The organism is Streptomyces kryoterrae, assembly GCF_054072135.1.
Genome location: NZ_CM133358.1, coordinates 7,704,215 through 7,722,412, shown reverse-complemented (window position 1 = coordinate 7,722,412; position 18,198 = coordinate 7,704,215). Strand labels below are relative to the sequence as shown.

The window sequence follows — 18,198 nt, the reverse complement described above, 5'->3', positions numbered from 1 at the left end:
ACTTGGAAGATCAGCTTCCCGTCTTGAGTTCAGAGAGTTACTGAGCGGGCAGAACGGTTGTACGAAACCCGCTGGTAGTGCTTGTTGACGCGGGGAGGAGTAGGAAAAGTCGTGACAGAGGGTGCCGGCATCCGCACGGGGGGCTCGGCGAACACGGGGGAACCACCGGACGACCTGAGCGCCGCCGAACTCGGCATGTGGCTGGCCTTCCGCAACGGCAGCGTGTACGACCTGAGCAGCGGCGACACCGTCGTCGACGATCCGCACGGCGGGCATCCGTGGGGCGCCGATCGCACCGTACGGGCCCGCATCGTGTGCTGGCTGCTCCTCGACGGCCCGCCTGCGCTCGCCGGGCGCGTGGCGTCCCTCAAGCTCACCGGTGTGCAGGTCAACGGCACGCTGGATCTGGCGGGCGGCACGGTCGTGCCGTACGTCGAGCTGAAGAGCTGCCGGTTCGAGAAGGAGATCCTCCTGCCGGAGGCCCACTTCACGACCGTACGGCTGGTGAACTGCTCGGTGCCGCGGCTGGAGGCGGCCCGGGTGCACACCGAGGGCGATCTGCACCTCCCCCGCTGCCGCTTCCACAACGGCGCACGGCTCACCGACGCGCAGATCGGTACGGATCTGCTGCTCAACCAGGCCATCGTCTACCGGGACCGGCGCGGGCGCTCGATCGTCGCGGACGGCATGAGCGTCGGCCAGGACCTCCAGGCCGAGATGCTGGAGTCGCACGGCGAGCTGAGCCTGCGCGGGGCGACGATCGGCGTGTCGCTGAGCCTGCGCGGCAGCCGGCTCGCCAACCCGTACGGGAGACTCGCGCTCAACGCCCCCCAGCTGACCGTGGGCCGCACGCTGTATCTGACCCCCGCGGGCGTCTGGAACCCCATTCTGACCAGCGGCACGACCCCCGCGCGCGGGACGCGCATCCAGCGCTTCGAGTGCGAGGGCGGGATCCGGCTCGACGACGGCCGGTTCGGCGACGCCGTCGACCTCGAACGCGCCCGTCTCGTCTTCACCGACGATCAGCAGCTGTCGCTGCTCCGGGTGCAGACACCCGAGCTGCGCTTCCTCGGCGAGCGGCCGGAGCGCGGCAAGGTGGTGCTGTCGGGCGCCAAGGTCGTCAACCTCGTGGACCGGGCGGACAGTTGGCCGGGACCGGGCAACCTGCACATGGGCGGCTTCACCTACGAGAACCTCGTACCGCAGGGGCCGTTCCCGCCGGTGGAGCGGCTGGCGTGGGTGGCGGCGGCGACCGCCGAGTACAGCCCGGAGCCGTACGAGCGGCTGGCCACCGTGCTGCGCAACAGCGGCGAGGACGAGGACGCGCGCGAGGTTCTGCTCGCCAAGCAGCGCCGGCGCCGCGAGACCCTGCCGCCCGCGGCGAAGCTGTGGGGGTACGTGCAGGACTGGACGGTCGCCTACGGGTACCGGCCCGGCCGGGCCGCCGTGTGGATGGCGGTGCTGTGGGCGGCGACCTCGGTGGCGTTCGCGCACGCGAGCCATCCGCCGCTGAAGAGCGGGGAACACCCGCCGTGGAACCCTTCCCTCTTCGCCCTCGACCTGCTCCTGCCGGTGATCGACCTGGGCCAGGTCGGCTTCTGGCAGCTGCGCGGCGGCTGGCAGTGGCTGTCCGCGGCGATCATCATGCTGGGCTGGGTGCTGGCGACGACGGTGGCGGCGGGGGCGACCCGCCTGTTGCGCAGAAACTGAGCAGGGCTCATTTTTCTTCACCATCTCCTCACCTCGGGCCGTACAACTAAAAACAGGGTGTGCGTTTGCTCTGGCGTGAGCCCGACCTGCGCCTTTCAATGGTCGACACCATGGCTTCGCTGCGTGCGTTCCTCCGTGTCACCAGGGCGGAACGGAACACTCCGCCGTCTCCACGCCTCGCCACCGCCGGACTGCCCGCCGACGACGAGGTACTGCTCGACGCGCCCGACGCCCGTCTCGGTCCCGCGCTCGTCGCGGCGGGCCGGGGCGAGTACGGACCGGCGGCCGAACTGCTGGCCGGCACCCGCGCCACGGCCGAGTGGGAGAACCGCGACCGGTACGTGATCCGGCTGGCCGCGTTCGCGCACTCCCGCGCCGAGTGGTTCACGTCCTGGCGCGCCGCCGCCCCGCACGACCCGGACGCGCTGCTGGTCGGTGCCGAACTGGCGGTGACCCGCGCCTGGGCCTCTCCGGCCCGCGCCGAGCTCCTCCACCAGACCGGCCCGCTGGTCGAGGCCGCCGCGGCGGCCGACCCGCGCGACCCGGTGCCCTGGCGCGTCGCGCTGGACCGGGCCCGGGGCAGCGACGCGGACCACGGTGAGTTCGAGAAGCTGTGGGGCGAGGCCGTACGCCGCTCCCCGCACCACTACGGATGCCATGTGGCGGCGCTCCAGTACCTGTCCACGAGCCCTTTCGGGTCCTCGGGCGGACACGGCTCGCACCGCGAGTGCTTCGACTTCGCCGAGCGGGCCGCACAGGACGCCCTGCCCGGCTCACTCGTCCAGGCGCTGCCCCTGCACGCCGCCTTCGCCTGTCTGGCCGAGGACGACGGCACAACGGTGGTGGACCGGGCCCGCCTGGACTCGGCGGCGGACGCCGCCGTCGCCCTGTCGGCGACGCAGCCGTCGGCCGACCCCTGGCCGGCCGAGCTGCGCAACCTGCTGACATACGTCCTGGTGGGACTCGAACGCTGGCAGGACGCCCTCCTCCAACTGCGGCTGACCGGCCCGTACGCCGCGTCCTTCCCCTGGGACAGGTTCTCGGACGACCCCCTCGGCAGGTTCCTCGAAACACGCGAGGAGGTCCGCCGGAACGCGCCCGCCGCCCGCTGCGCGGCCTGCGCCGGTCAGCCACGAAGTGAGCACGGCGGACGCGCACACTCCGGCGACCATTAGGCTTTCCCGTTGTGACCATTGTTCGGCTGCCCCTGTTTCCGCTGAACTCGGTGCTGTTCCCGGGACTCGTCCTCCCGCTGAACATCTTCGAGGAGCGATATCGCGCCATGATGCGCGAACTCCTGAAGACCCCCGAGGACGAACCACGCCGGTTCGCCGTCGTGACGATCCGCGACGGCCACGAGGTGGCGCCCAGCGCACAGGGCCTGCCCGACCAGGCGGCGGTGCCCGAACCAGGGGCCACGGCGGGCTTCGGCGACGACCCGCTCAAGGCGTTCCACTCCGTGGGGTGCGTGGCGGACGCCGCGACGATCAGGGAGCGCGCGGACGGCACGTACGAGGTCCTGGCCACCGGTACGACCCGGGTACGGCTGGTGTCGGTGGAGGCCTCGGGCCCGTTCCTGACGGCCGAGCTGGAGGAGCTGGAGGAGTCCGCCGGTGACGGGGCCGGCGCGCTGGCAGAAGGCGTCCTGAGGGCCTTCCGCCAGTACCAGAAGCGCCTGGCGGGCGCGCGGGAACGCTCCCTGTCGACGGGCGCCGACCTTCCCGACGAGCCGTCGGTGGTGTCGTACCTGGTGGCGGCGGCGATGATGCTGGACACCCCGTCCAAGCAGCGCCTGCTCCAGGCCCCGGACACGTCGTCCCGCCTCCGCGAGGAACTGAAGCTCCTGCGCACGGAGACGGCGATCATCCGCAACCTCCCGTCGCTGCCGGCGTCGGAACTGACGCGCGGCCCGACAAGTCTCAACTGACTGAGGGGGAGCAGGACTCGGGATGGCGAAGAAGAACAAGAAGCAGCAGCAGTCGGGCGGAACCCCGGCGACGGTGGCGCTGGCGGCGGCGGGCGTCCCGTACACGGTGCACGCGTACGAGCACGACCCCGCGCATCCCTCGTACGGCGAGGAGGCCGCCGAGGCGATGGGGGTGTCGCCGGAGCGCGTCTTCAAGACCCTGGTGGCGGACGTGGACGGGGTACTGACGGTCGCGGTGGTCCCGGTGGCCGGCCAACTGGACCTGAAGGCGCTGGCGACGGCGGTGTCGGGCAAACGGGCGTCGATGGCGGACCCCACCCTGGCGGAACGCACGACGGGCTATGTCAGGGGCGGCATCTCCCCCCTGGGCCAGCGCAAGAAGCTCCGGACGGTCCTGGACACGTCGGCGGACGCCCACGCCACGATCTGTGTCTCGGCGGGCCGCCGGGGCCTGGAGGTCGAACTGTCCCCCGAAGCCCTCACCACCCTCACCGAGGCGGTAAGGGCCCCGATCGCCCGCACGTGATCACGCGATACCGGCCGACATCGCCAGCCCGAGCGGTGATTCCCACCCGCCCGCCCCCGCCGTCGCTGCAGCCCAGGCCCAGGCAACCTCCAGCCCGTCCGGCGCTGGAGGACAAGGCCCCTTCAGGGCCGATAGCGGGGGTCTGGGGGCGCAGCCCCCAGGAACGGGACGGGACGGGTAGGGGCGGCGGGGGCGAGAAACCGCACGTCAAGCAGGAGGCACCTGCCCATACTCCCCCAGCTCCGGATCCCGAGGCCCGAACAACCCCGTCAACCCCAGATGCACCACCAGCGCGCCCACGGACCACACCAGCAACGCCCCCTTCGCCCCCAACTTCAACGGCGCCGAGAACGTCACCCCCTTACCCACGTCCTTCGCGTGCGCGAGCACATCCTGGGTGGGCCCCAGCCACACCCCGAGCCGCCACGCCAGCACCGACCCGAGCACACCCCCGACCGTCAGCGCGACCACCAGCGGCACACCCCCACGCCGCCGCACCAGGAACGCCCCCAGCGCGCTCACCGCCCCCAGGGCGAACGCCAGCAGAGTGAACGTTCCGTCGACCCCGATCGCCTGTTCGCCCTCGCTGTCCTTGACGTACACGATCCACCGGTTCTCGACGATGTCGCCGACCAGCGGCACACTCGGCGCCAGCCACCACCACAACAGCCCGAGCAGCACCCCACCGAGCGCCAGAGCCACCGTGACGACGGCGGCCTCCCGCAGCTCGGTCTTCATCCCGGGGCCGTCCTGGCTGTACGCCGGTGCGAACCCGCTTCCCCCCGACGGCTCCGGCCAGAACTGCCGGGACCGGCCGTCCGGGGCCTGCTGGAGCGAGGGCTGCTGCTGCAGGGGCTGCTGGGACCGCGAGGCCTCGTCACGGTCGTGGGAGGGCTCTTGATGCGGCGGCGGAGGCGGAGTCAGCGGTGCGGTCACCCTGACATCGTGCCAGGCCCGTCTGTGCGGCGCGTCACCGGACGGCCGCCCGACGGTACGCCCAGGTCGCGACGGCCAGCGAGGCCACCCCGACCCCCGCGCACACGGCGAGGTCACCGAACACGAAGGCCCAGTCGGGGTCGGACCCGAAGGTCCGGGCGAAGGCCTCCACGCCGTAGGTGGAAGGCAGTAGATCCCGCGCGAACCGCACCACCCCCGGCATCCGGTCCGCCGGCAGCACCCCCAGCAAAAGCGCCGCCGACATGCCCAACTGCCCGAGCAGCGTCGCGAGTTCCGGCCGGGGCGCGAGCAGCCCGAACGCGGCGCCGAGCCCGGCGAGCGCGGCCCCCGCGAGCGGGATCACCAGGGCGAGCACCCACAGGTGTGTCAGCGGCAGCCCGTACAGCAGACACCCGAACACCGCTGTCACGACGGTCCCCGGCACGGTGAAGGAGGCGTACGCCCCCGCCGCGCCGAGCACCACGGCCGCGGGCGGTACCGGCAGCGTCGCGTAGTGGTCGAGTCCACCGCTGGCCCGCAGCTGCCCGAAGTACTGGGCGAGCAGATTCAGCGCGACGAAAGCCACGACGAGCACCGAAGCCCCGGCCACCACGGCCCGAGCCTCGTTGCCCCCATCCACGACACCCCGCATCAGGATCATGATCCCGACGGACTGGAAGGTGGCCACGAACAGCAGCGGAATCCGCGCGACCCGGGCCCGGGACAACTGCGCCCGGTACACCGCGACGAGCGCGGGCCACAGGCGCGCACGCGGCCCGAGCTCGGCCGTCGCGCGGCGCGCGGGCGTCTCCTCCATGGCCAGGGCGCTGCCCGGCAGCGCCTCGGCGGGTACGACACTCACGTCGAGCTGCTCCTCTTCGTCCCGGTCACGACAGCCGCCCTCTCCCCCGACGGCGTCCGCCCGCCCACCCGTACGGATCCGGAGCCCCGCGCACTCACGCCGGTCGTACCCGCCCTGCCGCTCACGCCTTCACCAGCCCCTGCGCTTTCCCGCCGAGCGCCAGGTACACGTCCTCCAGGCTCGGCGTGGCCAGGGTGAAGTCGTCCAGCGCCGTGAAGGCGGCCCCGCCGGTGACGGTGGCGACGGCCGCGCGGGCCTCCTCGGGAGCCAGCCGCAACGTCCACCTGCGCCCCGACTCGACCGCCCGGTCCCGCAGCGCGGCGACCTCGGGGACGTGCAGGGGCGCCGCCTCCCGCCAGACCAGATCGACCCGGACCTCGCCGGCCACCTGCTCCTTCAGCCCGGACGGGGTGTCGCACGCGATCACCCGTCCCCGGTCGAGAACAGCCACCCGGTCGAGAACCGTCTCGGCCTCGATCACGTTGTGCGTCACCAGCAGCACCGTCGTACCGCGCTCGGCGCGCCGCCGGTCGACCGCCGACCACACCGCCCGCCGCGCCACCGGATCCATCCCGGTCGTCGGCTCGTCGAGGACGAGCAGCGGACGTTCCCCGACGAGCGCGGTGGCGAAGCACGCGAGCCGCCGCTGCCCGCCGGACAGTTTGCGGATGGGCCGGGCGGCAAGGGAGGTGAGCCCGAGTTCCTCCAGGACCGCGTCCCGTTCCGCGCGCGCCTGCCGTACCTCCAGGCCGCGCAGCCGCGCGGTGGTCTCGACGGCGAGTGAGACGGTCAGTTCGTCGAGGGCGCTGGACTCCTGGCCGAGATAGGCGAGGATGCGCGCGGCGCGCTCGGGGTGGCGCACCACGTCGTGGCCCAGGATCTCGACGCTGCCCCGGTCGGGGCGCATCAGGCCGGTGATCTGCCGGACGAGGCTCGACTTGCCGGCGCCGTTCGGCCCGAGCAGGCCGAAGATCTCACCGCGCCGGACGTCCAGGTCCACGGCGTCGGTGGCCTGCACCTCGGGTGTTCCCGGGGCGCCGCGTCGGCCGCGTACCGCGCGATAGGTCTTGGTGAGATCGCGCACCGCGCACACGACGTCGTCACCGTGTCGGGCTGCGTGTGCCGTGCGCGTACTCACGAAGGCGAGAGTACGGGGTGCCCGACTCCGCCTGAAATCCAACCCCCGCCCGTCCTTCCACCGCGGGGGCCGGTCAATCCCCGGCGGGCGCGTGTTCCGCGGTCGTACGGACGTCGATCTCGCGCCAGAAGCCGGCCCTGATCGCGTACCGGTCGTGCTCGTCGATCTGGTCGTCCTTGTGGGCGAGCAGGCCGAAGCGGGCGGCGTAGCGCAGCAGTTCGCCGTCGATGCGGTGCGGGATGCGGGGGTACATCGTGGACAGTTTCTGCACCTGGGCGGGCTCCGGGAGGCGCTCCATCCAGCGGCGCGAGAACACCTGTCCGACCTCGTACGGATCACCGCCGACCGTGGTGATGTCCTCCTCGCGGTCGGCCCACCGCTGCTCGGCCGAGGTGAGCTGGGCGAGCGTCGGCATGGCGGCGATCTCGGGGGGCTCGGCGGCCACGCCCGGCCGGTCGACCCAGCCCTTGTCGGAGGACCAGCGCAGGGTCGCGTTGGCGGGAGGCTGGGCGGGCTGGGCGCCGGGGGCCCGCAGCGCGGCCAGGTCCTTGGGGGTCGGTACGCCCTTGGCGGTGGGTACGCGCTCCTGCTCGCCGTTCTGCTCGGCGGGTGCCGCCGAGTGCTCCTGCCGCTCGCCGGTGTCCCGCTCGGCCGCCTGCGCGTGCGCCGACTCGGGCAGCGGCGCGGACAGGATCGCGGCGATCTCGGGGCGGGGCGCGGGCTGCGGTGCGCAGACCCCGCCGAGCTCCTTGGCCCGTACGGCCTTGGTGATCCACGTACGGTCGAGGACGCGCCGCTCGTCGGCCTCGGCGACCAGGTCCTCGGACTGGTTGTAGTCGCCGTCGGCGGCCTGCACGGCCCACAGGTGTACGGCGACCCCGTGCTCCTTGGCCGCCATCATGCCCGGCAGCAGATCGCCGTCGCCGGTGACGAGGACGATGTCGGAGCAGGCGCGGTTGCGGGCCAGCTCGGTCAGCTCGGCGTGCATGGCGGCGTCGACGCCCTTCTGGGCCCACCGTCCGTCGCTGCGGGTCAGGGCGCCGAGCCGGACGGTGACCCGGGGCATCACGCGGAGTCTGCGGTGCTCGGGCTGGGGCACCCGGTCGGGGGCGCCGTCGAACCAGTAGATGCGCAGCAGTGGCCGTTCGGTGTCCGATTCGGCGCGCTCTCGCAGGCCCTGGATGAGGGCGGGGTGGTCGACGGTGATGCGGGACCGCGAGGGCTCTCCGGCGAGAAGACTCGCGGCGGCCCCCAGCAGATACCCGGCGTCCACCAGGACGATGCAGCGGTCCACGCGATCCACCCTCTTTCCGGGAGGTTTGCTTCGGGCTTGCTTCGAGTCTGCCCGACCGCGCGGGGGTTAACGGCCCGAACTCGATCTTCGGCGTGGCGTTCCCCGGGTCGGCCGAGGGTCCCACCGCACGATTCGACCCTATTACGTACGACATTACGCACGGTAATTCTCTGACATGCGCGCTTTGTCGGGCCATGTGAATCTGATTCCGGATTTGGCCCCTAGATCCCCCTCAGGAGGAAGATCACCATGGCCAAGAACAAAAAGCAGAGTCGCCCGCACGAACAGGCGTCGCAGGCCGAGCGCGGAACCGAGCAGGCGAAGTCCTCCTCGATGGAGTCGCAGGTCGAGCAGCGCGCCACCCAGGTGACTCCCGGTGACATGGCACGCAAGGGCCGGCAGAAGCGCTTCGGCCACAACTGAGCCGCCCTGACCGCCACTGACCCGCCACTCGGTACGACAGACAGCTGAACAGCGGGCTGTTGAAGCCCGGACACAGTGAGGGGCGCACCCGGAACCGGGTGCGCCCCTCACTCACATCCGCCGGTCAGCCGGCGAGGCAGGACGGTCCGAGCAGCACCTTCAGGTCGCCGAAGAGTGCCGGGTCGGGCTTCACCCGGTGGCGGTCGAGCCGCAGCACGGTGGTCTTGCTCGGTCCCTGGAGTCTGATGCGGACCTCGCTCTCGCCCTTGTGGTGGCTGAGGATCTCGCCGAGCCTGCTGATCATCGGCGGGGTGACCTTCAGCGCGGGGATCGTGAGGATCACGGGCGCGTTGGTGCCGGCGTTGGACAGGTCGGGGACCTGGAGTTCCATCGCGACCAGCCGGGGCACGTCCTCGCGCTTGTCGAGGCGTCCCTTGACGAAGACGACGGCGTCCTCGACGAGTTGGGTCGACACCAGCTGGTAGGTCGCCGGGAAGAACATGCACTCGATGGAACCGGCGAGGTCCTCGACGGTGGCGATGGCCCAGGCGTTGCCCTGTTTGGTCATCTTGCGCTGGAGGCCGGAGATGATGCCGCCGATGGTGACGACCGCGCCGTCCGCGTGCTCACCTCCGGTGAGCTGGGAGATGCCGGCGTCGGCCTTGTCGGACAGGACGTGCTCCAGGCCGAAGAGCGGGTGGTCGGAGACGTACAGGCCGAGCATCTCCCGCTCCTGGGCGAGCAGATAGGCCTTGTCCCACTCGTCGGTGGTGAACTCGACGTCGAGGCCGAAGCCGGGCTCGCTGGTCTCCGCCTCGCCCATGCCGCCGAAGAGGTCGAACTGTCCCTCGGCCTCTTTCCGCTTCACCGCGACCACGTTGTCGATCATCGGCTCGAAGTGCGCGGTGAGGCCCTTACGGGTGTGCCCCATGCTGTCGAAGGCGCCGGCCTTGATCAGCGACTCCGTGGTCCGCTTGTTGCAGACGACGGCCTCGACCTTGTCGAGGTAGTCGGGGAAGGAGCCGTACTTCCCCTTGGCGTTGCGGGACTTGATGATCGACTCGACGACGTTCGTGCCGACGTTGCGCACCGCGGAGAGGCCGAAGAGGATCACGTCGTCGCCCTGGGCGGCGAAGTTGGACATCGACTCGTTGACGTTCGGCGGGAGCACCTTGATACCCATGCGCCGGCACTCGTTCAGATAGATCGCGGACTTGTCCTTGTCGTCCTTGACCGAGGTGAGCAGACCCGCCATGTACTCGGCCGGGTAGTTGGCCTTCAGATAGGCGGTCCAGTAGGACACCAGTCCGTACGCGGCCGAGTGGGCCTTGTTGAAGGCGTATCCGGCGAAGGGGACCAGGACGTCCCACAGGGCCTTGATCGCCTCGTCGCTGTAGCCGTTCTTCTTGGCGCCGGCCTGGAAGATGGTGAAGTTCTTGGCCAGTTCGTCGGGCTTCTTCTTGCCCATCACACGGCGCAGGATGTCGGCCTCGCCGAGGGAGTACCCGGCGATGATCTGGGCGGCCTTCTGCACCTGCTCCTGGTAGACGATCAGACCGTAGGTGACCGCGAGGACCTCCTGGAGAGGCTCCTCCAGCTCCTTGTGGATCGGGGTGATCTCCTGGAGCTTGTTCTTGCGCAGCGCGTAGTTGGTGTGCGAGTCCATGCCCATCGGGCCGGGACGGTAGAGCGCCGAGACGGCGGAGATGTCCTCGAAGTTGTCGGGCTTCATCAGGCGCAGCAGCGAGCGCATGGGGCCGCCGTCGAACTGGAACACCCCGAGGGTGTCACCGCGCTGGAGCAGTTCGAACGTCGCCGGATCGTCCAGCGGCAGGGCCAGCAGGTCGAGGTCGACGGCCTTGCCGGCCTTCACCATCTTGACGGCGTCGTCCATGATGGTCAGGTTGCGCAGGCCCAGGAAGTCCATCTTCAGCAGGCCCAGCGACTCGCACTGCGGGTAGTCCCACTGGGTGATGGTCACGCCGTCGGTGTGCCGCACCCAGATCGGGGCGTGGTCCACGATGGGCTCGCTGGACATGATGACGCCGGCCGCGTGCACACCCATCTGCCGGACCAGACCCTCGACGCCCTTGGCGGTGTCGATGACCTTCTTCACGTCGGGCTCGTTCTCGTACATCGCCCGGATCTCACCGGCCTCGCTGTAACGCGGGTGCGAGGGGTCGGTGATGCCGTTGAGGTCGATGCCCTTGCCGAGGACGTCGGCGGGCATCGCCTTGGTGAGCCGGTCCCCCATGGCGTACGGATAGCCCAGCACGCGCGCGGAGTCCTTGATGGCGTTCTTCGCCTTGATCTTGCCGTAGGTGCCGATCATGGCGACCTTGTCGGCGCCGTACTTCTCGGTCACGTACCGGATCACCTCGACGCGCCGGCGTTCGTCGAAGTCGATGTCGACGTCGGGCATGGAGACGCGCTCGGGGTTGAGGAACCGCTCGAAGATCAGGCCGTGCGGGATCGGGTCGAGGTCGGTGATGCCCATGGCGTACGCGACGATCGAACCGGCCGCGGAACCACGGCCGGGGCCGACCGCGATGCCCTGCTTCTTGGCCCACATGATGAAGTCGGCGACGACGAGGAAGTACCCCGGGAACCCCATCTGGATGATGACGTCCATCTCGTACTCCGCCTGCTTCTGGCGGTCCTCGGGGACACCGCCGGGGAAGCGGCGGTTCATGCCGAGCCGGACCTCTTCCTGGAACCAGGTGATCTCGGTGAAGCCGTCCGGGATGTCGAACTTCGGCATGAGGTTTTTGGCCTCGAACATGCCTGCGGTGTCGATCTGTTCGGCGACCAGGAGGGTGTTGGCGCAGCCCTCCTGCCAGGCGTCCGAGGAGTCGATGGCGTACATCTCGTCCGTGGACTTCAGGTAGTAGCCGGTGCCGTCGAAGCGGAAGCGGTCGGGGTCGGAGAGGTTCTTGCCGGTCTGGATGCACAGCAGCGCGTCGTGTGCGACCGACTCGTGCGCGTACGTGTAGTGCGAGTCGTTCGTCACCAGGGGCGGGATGCCGAGCTTCTTGCCGATCTCCAGGAGGCCGTCACGGACCCGGCTCTCGATCTCGATGCCGTGGTCCATCAGCTCCAGGAAGTACCGGTCCTTGCCGAAGATGTCCTGGTACTCGGAGGCCGCCTTGAGCGCCTCCTCCTTCTGGCCGAGGCGCAGCCTGGTCTGGAGCTCGCCGGAGGGGCAGCCGGTGGAGGCGATGAGCCCCTCGGACCACTGGGAGATGGTCTCCTTGTCCATGCGCGGCCACTTCTGCAGCCAGCCCTCCGCGTAGGCGTCCGAGGACAGCCTGAAGAGGTTGTGCAGGCCCTTCGCGTTGGACGCCCAGATCGTCTTGTGGGTGTAACCGCCGGAACCCGACACGTCGTCGCGCTTCTGGTGCGGCTGGCCCCACTGGATCTTCCGCTTGTTGCGCCGCGACTCGGGCGCCACATACGCCTCGATGCCGATGATCGGCGTGACACCGGCCTTCTTGGCGGTGTGGAAGAAGTCGTACGCGCCATGGAGGTTGCCGTGGTCGGACATGGCGATATGGGTCATGCCCATCTCGTTGCACGCCTCGAACATGTCCTTGAGCCGCGCGGCACCGTCCAGCAGCGAGTACTGGGTGTGGACGTGCAGGTGCGTGAACGGCGGCTTTGACACGGCATGGCCTCCATGGAAAACGCTCGGCGACAGGCTGCGGGCAGTCTGGGGGGACAGCGACGAAGTCTAAGCCTCGGCACTGACAGCGGGAGGCGGCTCCCCGTACGTTCGTGAGCGGGTCGTGGGCACTGAGGCGTACCTTCGGACGTTGGGGGGACGACGGAGTCATTCGTCTCCCCGGTCGGCCTGTCCGGCCCCATTCGTCTTGCACCACCTGCACCAGGAGGCACCCAGCGATGTCGGTTCCGCAGCTCAGCGCCGAGCACCGCGGCGAGGAGATCCTCACCGTCTTCGACACCGCGTTCGGAGAGCTTCTGGCCGCCGATCCGGCCGCGTTCCGCGTGAAGTTCCGCAAGATGGCGGCTTCCGCGTTCGCGTTCTACCGGGGTACGGCGTGCCTCTTCTACCACGACCTGGAGGCCGAGCGGCGGGGCGGACCCTACCTGGACGACCGCACCGCGCGCGTGTGGATCCACGGCGACCTGCACGCGGAGAACTTCGGCACGTACATGGACGCCGAGGGCCGGCTGATCTTCAACGTGAACGACTTCGACGAGGCGTACGTCGGGCCCTTCACCTGGGACCTCAAGCGTCTCGCCGCCTCCCTGGCCCTCATCGGGTACGCGAAGGCGCTCTCCGACGAGCAGATCACCGAGCTCGTCCGGACGTACGCGGGCGCGTACCGCGAGCGCATCCGTGCCCTCGCGACCGGCGCGAAGAGCGACGAGGTGCCGCCGTTCACCCTGGACACCGCCCAGGGTCCGCTGCTGGACGCGCTGCGCGACGCGCGCTCGCTGACGCGGTTCGGGCTGCTCGACTCGATGACGGAGATCCGTGACTTCGAGCGCCGGTTCGCGCCGGGCGGCGGCTCCATCGAGCTGGACGCGGCCACGCGCTACAAGGTGCTGGCCGCCTTCGACGGCTATCTGGAGACGCTGCCGGAGTCGTCCCTGACCCGCCCGGACTCGTACCGGGTGAAGGACGTCGTCGGCCGTCGCGGCATCGGCATCGGCTCGGCCGGGCTGCCCTCCTACAACATCCTTCTGGAGGGCGCCACGGACGCCCTGGAGAACGATGTGGTGATCTACATCAAGCAGGCCCAGACCCCGGCCGTCTCCCGGCACATCACCGACCCGGCGATCCGCGGCTACTTCCAGCACGAGGGCCACCGCACGGTGATCTCGCAGCGCGCCCTCCAGGACCACGCCGACCCGTGGCTGGGCTGGACCGAGCTGGACGGCCGCGGTCAGCTGGTCGCCGAGGTGTCGCCGTACGCCGTTGACCTGGACTGGGGTGACATCGACGACCCGGTGGAGATCGCGGCCGTCGTCGCCGACCTGGGCCGGGCGACGGCCACGATGCACGCGGCGGCGGACGACCAGTCCGGCGAGTCCCTGGTGCCCTTCTCCACGGAGCGGGCCATCGACGCGGTGATCGCGGCCGACGAGGCGGGCTTCGCGGACGTCCTGGTGGACTTCGCCCACGAGTACGGCGCACGCGCGCGCAGCGACCACCAGACCTTCGTGGACCTGTTCCGCAACGGCCGGATCCCGGGTCTCTAGACAGCCCATTGGACACCTCTTCCGACAGTGCACAGGCTCACAGGGAGCTTTTAGGGGCCTCTTACAGGAGTCCGTGACACACTCACCTCCGCTATGGACATATCCGGGACCCACCTCAGAGCCGTACGCGCGGCACTGTTCACGGCACTCGTCGTGACACTCAGCAGCGCGTCGCACGTGCTGCTGTCCCGGGTCCCGCTGCCGATGGGGACGGTGGCCGTGATCGCCGCCGCCGTCTTCGTCGTCGCGTACGCCCTGGCCGGCCGTGAGCGCGGCTTCGCCCGGATCGCGGCTCTGCTGATCCCGCTGGAGCTGGCCGCCGACACGGTCTTCACCACCGGCCAGACCGTCTGTTACGGCCGGGCGGGCGGCCCGGTGGCCGGCCCGCTGCGTTCGGTCGGCTTCGACGTGCTGTGCGCCGGCGACGGTGTGAGCACCCCGCTGGCCCGGGTGGCGGGTACCGACACCGACCGGGTGGCGGCGCTGCTCGCCCACTCGGGCCCGTCGACGGCCTGGCTGCTGCTGGCCGCGCATGTCGGCGTGGGGCTGCTGGCCGCCGCCTGGCTGCGCCGGGGCGAGCGGGCCCTGGCCCAGCTGCTGGGCGCGCTCACCACCTCCACCTTCCGTCCGCTGCTGCTGGCCGCCGCCGCGGTGACGGTCCGGTCCGCCCCGGCGGTACGCCGTCTGCCGCGGCCGGCTCAGCGCGTCGCCGCCCTCCGCGCGCGTCTGCTCGTGCACTCCCTGGGACGACGGGGACCGCCGCGCCCGAGCCTGCTCGCCTTCGCCTGAGCGACAGCACCGAGCACCGGCAGGCCCTCATTCGTTTCCGTGTACGCCGCCCATGCCGCGTACGCGTCCCCCAGGGAGATCACCAGCATGAGCAAGCGAAACAGCCAGGCGTCCAAGAACGCGGCCCGTGAACGTCTGCGCGAGGAGCGCGAGCGCCAGGCCAAGCGCGACAAGGTCAAGCGGCAGGTCATCGTGGCCGGTGCCGTCGTCGCCGTCCTCGCGATAGCCGGCGGTATCGGCTACGCGGTCGTGCAGAACAACAAGCCGGGCTACTGGGACACGGCGAAGGACGCGAAGGTCGTCGCGCCGGCCAACACCACGGGCACCAACGGCACGACGGTGATCCTCGGCAAGAGCACCGCCAAGAAGACCCTCAAGCTGTACGAGGACCCGCGCTGCCCGATCTGCGCCCAGTTCGAGCAGACGGTCGGCTCGACCCTCAAGCAGGACTTCGACGCGGGCAAGTTCAAGATCCAGTACATCGGTGGCACGTTCCTCGACGGTGACACCGACGACAGCGGGAAGATCCAGATCGGCTCCCGCGGCGAGGGCTCCAAGAACGCGATGAGCGCCATGGGTGCCGCGCTGAACGTGAGCCCGGAGGCGTTCCTGGAGTACAAGACCGCGCTCTACTCGGCGAAGTACCACCCCGAGGAGACGGACGACAAGTTCAAGAGCGACGACTACCTGATCAAGGTGGCGGACACGGTCGGCGCGCTCAAGAACAACACGAAGTTCCAGACCGCCGTCAAGAACGGCACGTACGACGCCTGGGCGCTGGCGATGTCCCAGACGTTCAACACCAACAAGGACGGCGTCAACGGCACTCCGAGCCTGGTGATGGACGGCAAGAAGCTCACGGCCCCGAACAGTGAGAACGCGCCCATGACGGTCGCCGACTTCACCACGGCGATCACGGCGGCGCTGAAGGCCTGAGCAGCGGGTTCCGGCGCGTTCGGAGCGCCTGTCGTACGGTCCGCCGCTCGGCCCCGGTGGACGTTCAGCCGAAGAGCGGGCGAACTTTTGTCGTTCGCCCGCTCTTCTGGCCTACTGATCAGTAATCTCAGCGCCCGTGACGAGTCGAAGCTCTTCCTCCGAGTCCACGGGCGCCCGGGTCAACTCCCTCGCCCCACGCCGCCGTACGGTCGTCAAGGCCGCCGCGGCGACCGCCGTACTGGCCGGTCCGCTGGCCGCCGCGCTGCCCGCCCGTGCCGCTGCCGAGGTCCCCGCGTTCCTGCACGGGGTCGCCTCCGGCGATCCGCTGCCGGACGGCGTCCTGTTGTGGACGCGCGTGACACCCACCGCCGAGGCGATACCAGGCTCCGGGCTCGGCCCGGACACCGAGGTGAGCTGGACCGTCGCCCTCGACAAGGCGTTCGCGAACGTCGTCTCCAAGGGCTCGACCACCGCGACGGCCGCCGCCGACCACACGGTCAAGGCCGACATCCGTGGTCTCTCGCCCGCCACGGACTACTGGTTCCGCTTCTCCGCCGGCGGCACGGACTCCCCCGCCGCCCGCACCCGCACCGCGCCCGCCGCGGACGCCGCGGTGACGGGTCTGCGCTTCGGCGTGGTCTCCTGCGCCAACTGGGAGGCCGGCTACTTCTCCTCGTACCGCCACCTCGCGGCGCGCGGCGACCTGGACGCCTGGCTGCACCTCGGCGACTACATCTACGAGTACGGCACCGGCGGGTACGGCACCCGCGGCACCGTCGTACGACCGCACTCCCCCGCGCACGAGATCCTCACGCTCGCCGACTACCGCGTACGGCACGGGCGTTACAAGACCGACTCCGACCTCCAGGCCCTGCACGCGGCGGCCCCCGTCGTCGCGATCTGGGACGACCACGAGTTCGCCAACGACGCGTGGTCGGGCGGCGCCGAGAACCACACCGAGGGCACGGAGGGCACCTGGTCGAGCCGGCAGTCGGCGGCGAAGCAGGCCTACTTCGAGTGGATGCCGGTCCGCCCGGCGATCGCGGGCACCACCTACCGGCGCCTCCGCTTCGGCAAGCTCGCCGACCTCTCCCTCCTCGACCTGCGCTCCTTCCGCTCCCAGCAGGTGTCCACCGGCAGCGGTACGGTCGACGACCCGGCTCGTACGATCACCGGCCGGGCCCAACTGGACTGGCTGAAGGCGGGGTTGAAGGCCTCCGACACCGCCTGGCGGCTGGTCGGGAACTCGGTGATGATCTCGCCGTTCGTCATCGGCTCCCTCACCGCCGACCTCCTGAAGCCGCTCGCCGAACTGCTCGGCCTGCCCAAGGAGGGGCTCGCCCTCAACACCGACCAGTGGGACGGCTACACGGACGACCGCCGTGAACTCCTCGCCCACCTCCGCTCCAACGCGATCCGCAACACGGTCTTCCTGACCGGCGACATCCACATGGCCTGGGCCAACGACGTGCCCGTGGACGCCGGCACCTACCCGCTGTCGGCCTCGGCCGCCACGGAGTTCGTCGTCACGTCGGTCACCTCCGACAACCTCGACGACATCCTCAAGGTCCCCGAGGGCACCGTCACCGCGCTCGCCGCGCCGATCATCCAGGCGGCCAACCGGCACGTCCACTGGGTCGACACCGACCGGCACGGCTACGGCGTCCTGGACATCACCGCGGACCGCGCGCAGATGGACTACTACGTGCTGTCCGACCGCACGAAGGCGAACGCGACCTCGACCTGGTGGCGCTCGTACCGCACGCTCAGCGGCACCCAGAAGGTGGAGCGGACGTACGCCCCGGTGTAGCCCGCGGACGGCCGGTCGGCTGACGATCCCGAAGAACCGGCCCTACAGACTGTCGAGGAAGCCGAGCGCCACCCGCCAGGTGGCCCCGGCCGCCTCCTCGTCGTAGTCCGGCAGGTCGGGGTCGGTGTAGAGGTGACCGGCCCCGGCGTACCGGTAGATCTCCACGTCGGCGCCCGCCTTGCCCATCTGGAGATACCAGGAGCCCAGCCAGTCGTCGGTCTCGAACGCGTCCGGCTCGGCCACGTGCAGCTGGACCGGCAGCTCGTCCACCGACGCGGTCTCGGCGATGTCCGACGTGCCGTGCAGCAGCAACAGCCCGCGCGCCTTGGCGTCGCCGAGCGCGAGCGTCTGCGCGGTCGCGGCACCGAACGAGAACCCCGCGTACACCAGCCCCCGCCCGGAGTAGGGCGCGGCGGCCAGGATCGCCCGTCTGAGCAGCTCGTCCTTGCCTATGGCGTCCTTGAAGGCCATGCCCTCCTCGACGGTCTCGAAGGTGTGCCCGTCGAAGAGGTCGGGGGTCCACACCTCGTGTCCGGCCGCCCGCAGCCGGTCCGCCGCGGCACGTACGGCGGGGCGAAGCCCATAGGTCGAGTGAAAGAGCATCACGTTCATGTGGACATC

Annotated in this window: 15 protein-coding genes; 9 read left to right on the top strand and 6 right to left on the bottom strand. The window is 70.4% G+C overall.

What is annotated here, in order from left to right; all coding sequences use genetic code 11:
• The first annotated feature begins 111 nt into the window (after positions 1–111).
• From ACW4TU_RS34220 to ybaK, 4 genes are all read left to right on the top strand, one after another.
• Positions 112–1,710, top strand: coding sequence for an oxidoreductase (locus tag ACW4TU_RS34220; protein ID WP_457419593.1), 1,599 nt, complete (start codon positions 112–114; stop codon positions 1,708–1,710).
• A gap of 98 nt (positions 1,711–1,808) precedes the next feature.
• The gene (locus ACW4TU_RS34215) at positions 1,809–2,885 is read left to right on the top strand and encodes a hypothetical protein (RefSeq protein WP_457430471.1); all 1,077 of its coding nucleotides are present in this window, start codon (positions 1,809–1,811) and stop codon (positions 2,883–2,885) included.
• An 11-nt stretch (positions 2,886–2,896) separates the two neighbouring features.
• Entirely contained in the window at positions 2,897–3,637 is a 741-nt protein-coding gene (locus ACW4TU_RS34210; protein WP_457419591.1) for an LON peptidase substrate-binding domain-containing protein, read from the top strand.
• Positions 3,638–3,659: 22 nt separating this feature from the next.
• Complete coding sequence (gene ybaK, locus ACW4TU_RS34205; protein WP_457419589.1) at positions 3,660–4,163, top strand: Cys-tRNA(Pro) deacylase; 504 nt, start codon at positions 3,660–3,662, stop codon at positions 4,161–4,163.
• A 207-nt stretch (positions 4,164–4,370) separates the two neighbouring features.
• Here ybaK and ACW4TU_RS34200 read toward each other — a convergent pair whose 3' ends face one another.
• The 4 genes from ACW4TU_RS34200 to ACW4TU_RS34185 form a co-directional block, all read right to left on the bottom strand.
• The gene (locus tag ACW4TU_RS34200; RefSeq protein ID WP_457419587.1) at positions 4,371–5,099 is read right to left on the bottom strand and encodes a hypothetical protein; all 729 of its coding nucleotides are present in this window, start codon (positions 5,097–5,099) and stop codon (positions 4,371–4,373) included.
• Between the two features lie 34 nt (positions 5,100–5,133).
• Complete coding sequence (locus ACW4TU_RS34195) at positions 5,134–5,961, bottom strand: ABC transporter permease (protein WP_457419585.1); 828 nt, start codon at positions 5,959–5,961, stop codon at positions 5,134–5,136.
• Positions 5,962–6,082: 121 nt separating this feature from the next.
• Positions 6,083–7,054, bottom strand: coding sequence for an ABC transporter ATP-binding protein (locus tag ACW4TU_RS34190; protein WP_457430469.1), 972 nt, complete (start codon positions 7,052–7,054; stop codon positions 6,083–6,085).
• Positions 7,055–7,172: 118 nt separating this feature from the next.
• Positions 7,173–8,393 carry an NYN domain-containing protein gene (locus ACW4TU_RS34185; RefSeq protein WP_457419583.1) on the bottom strand — a complete coding sequence of 407 codons (1,221 nt, stop codon included), beginning with the start codon at positions 8,391–8,393 and terminating at the stop codon, positions 7,173–7,175.
• 249 nt (positions 8,394–8,642) lie between these two features.
• Here ACW4TU_RS34185 and ACW4TU_RS34180 point away from each other — a divergent pair, with 249 nt between their 5' ends.
• Positions 8,643–8,816, top strand: a complete 174-nt coding sequence (locus ACW4TU_RS34180) for a hypothetical protein (RefSeq protein WP_457419581.1) — start codon at positions 8,643–8,645, stop codon at positions 8,814–8,816.
• 124 nt (positions 8,817–8,940) lie between these two features.
• Here the strand turns inward: ACW4TU_RS34180 and dnaE are convergent, their stop codons facing one another.
• Entirely contained in the window at positions 8,941–12,480 is a 3,540-nt protein-coding gene (gene dnaE / locus ACW4TU_RS34175; protein WP_457419579.1) for a DNA polymerase III subunit alpha, read from the bottom strand.
• 236 nt (positions 12,481–12,716) lie between these two features.
• Here dnaE and ACW4TU_RS34170 point away from each other — a divergent pair, with 236 nt between their 5' ends.
• The 4 genes from ACW4TU_RS34170 to ACW4TU_RS34155 all read left to right on the top strand — a co-directional run bounded on the left by ACW4TU_RS34170 (position 12,717) and on the right by ACW4TU_RS34155 (position 17,577).
• Entirely contained in the window at positions 12,717–14,042 is a 1,326-nt protein-coding gene (locus ACW4TU_RS34170) for a DUF2252 domain-containing protein (RefSeq protein ID WP_457419577.1), read from the top strand.
• 93 nt (positions 14,043–14,135) lie between these two features.
• On the top strand, positions 14,136–14,831 hold the full coding sequence (locus tag ACW4TU_RS34165; RefSeq protein ID WP_457419575.1) for a hypothetical protein: 696 nt from the start codon (positions 14,136–14,138) through the stop codon (positions 14,829–14,831).
• A gap of 87 nt (positions 14,832–14,918) precedes the next feature.
• Complete coding sequence (locus tag ACW4TU_RS34160) at positions 14,919–15,767, top strand: thioredoxin domain-containing protein (RefSeq protein WP_457419573.1); 849 nt, start codon at positions 14,919–14,921, stop codon at positions 15,765–15,767.
• Between the two features lie 136 nt (positions 15,768–15,903).
• A complete protein-coding gene (locus ACW4TU_RS34155) occupies positions 15,904–17,577 on the top strand; it encodes an alkaline phosphatase D family protein (RefSeq protein ID WP_457419571.1) in 1,674 nt (557 codons plus the stop codon).
• A 42-nt stretch (positions 17,578–17,619) separates the two neighbouring features.
• Here the strand turns inward: ACW4TU_RS34155 and ACW4TU_RS34150 are convergent, their stop codons facing one another.
• On the bottom strand, positions 17,620–18,189 hold the full coding sequence (locus ACW4TU_RS34150; protein WP_457419569.1) for a dienelactone hydrolase family protein: 570 nt from the start codon (positions 18,187–18,189) through the stop codon (positions 17,620–17,622).
• Positions 18,190–18,198 lie beyond the last annotated feature (9 nt).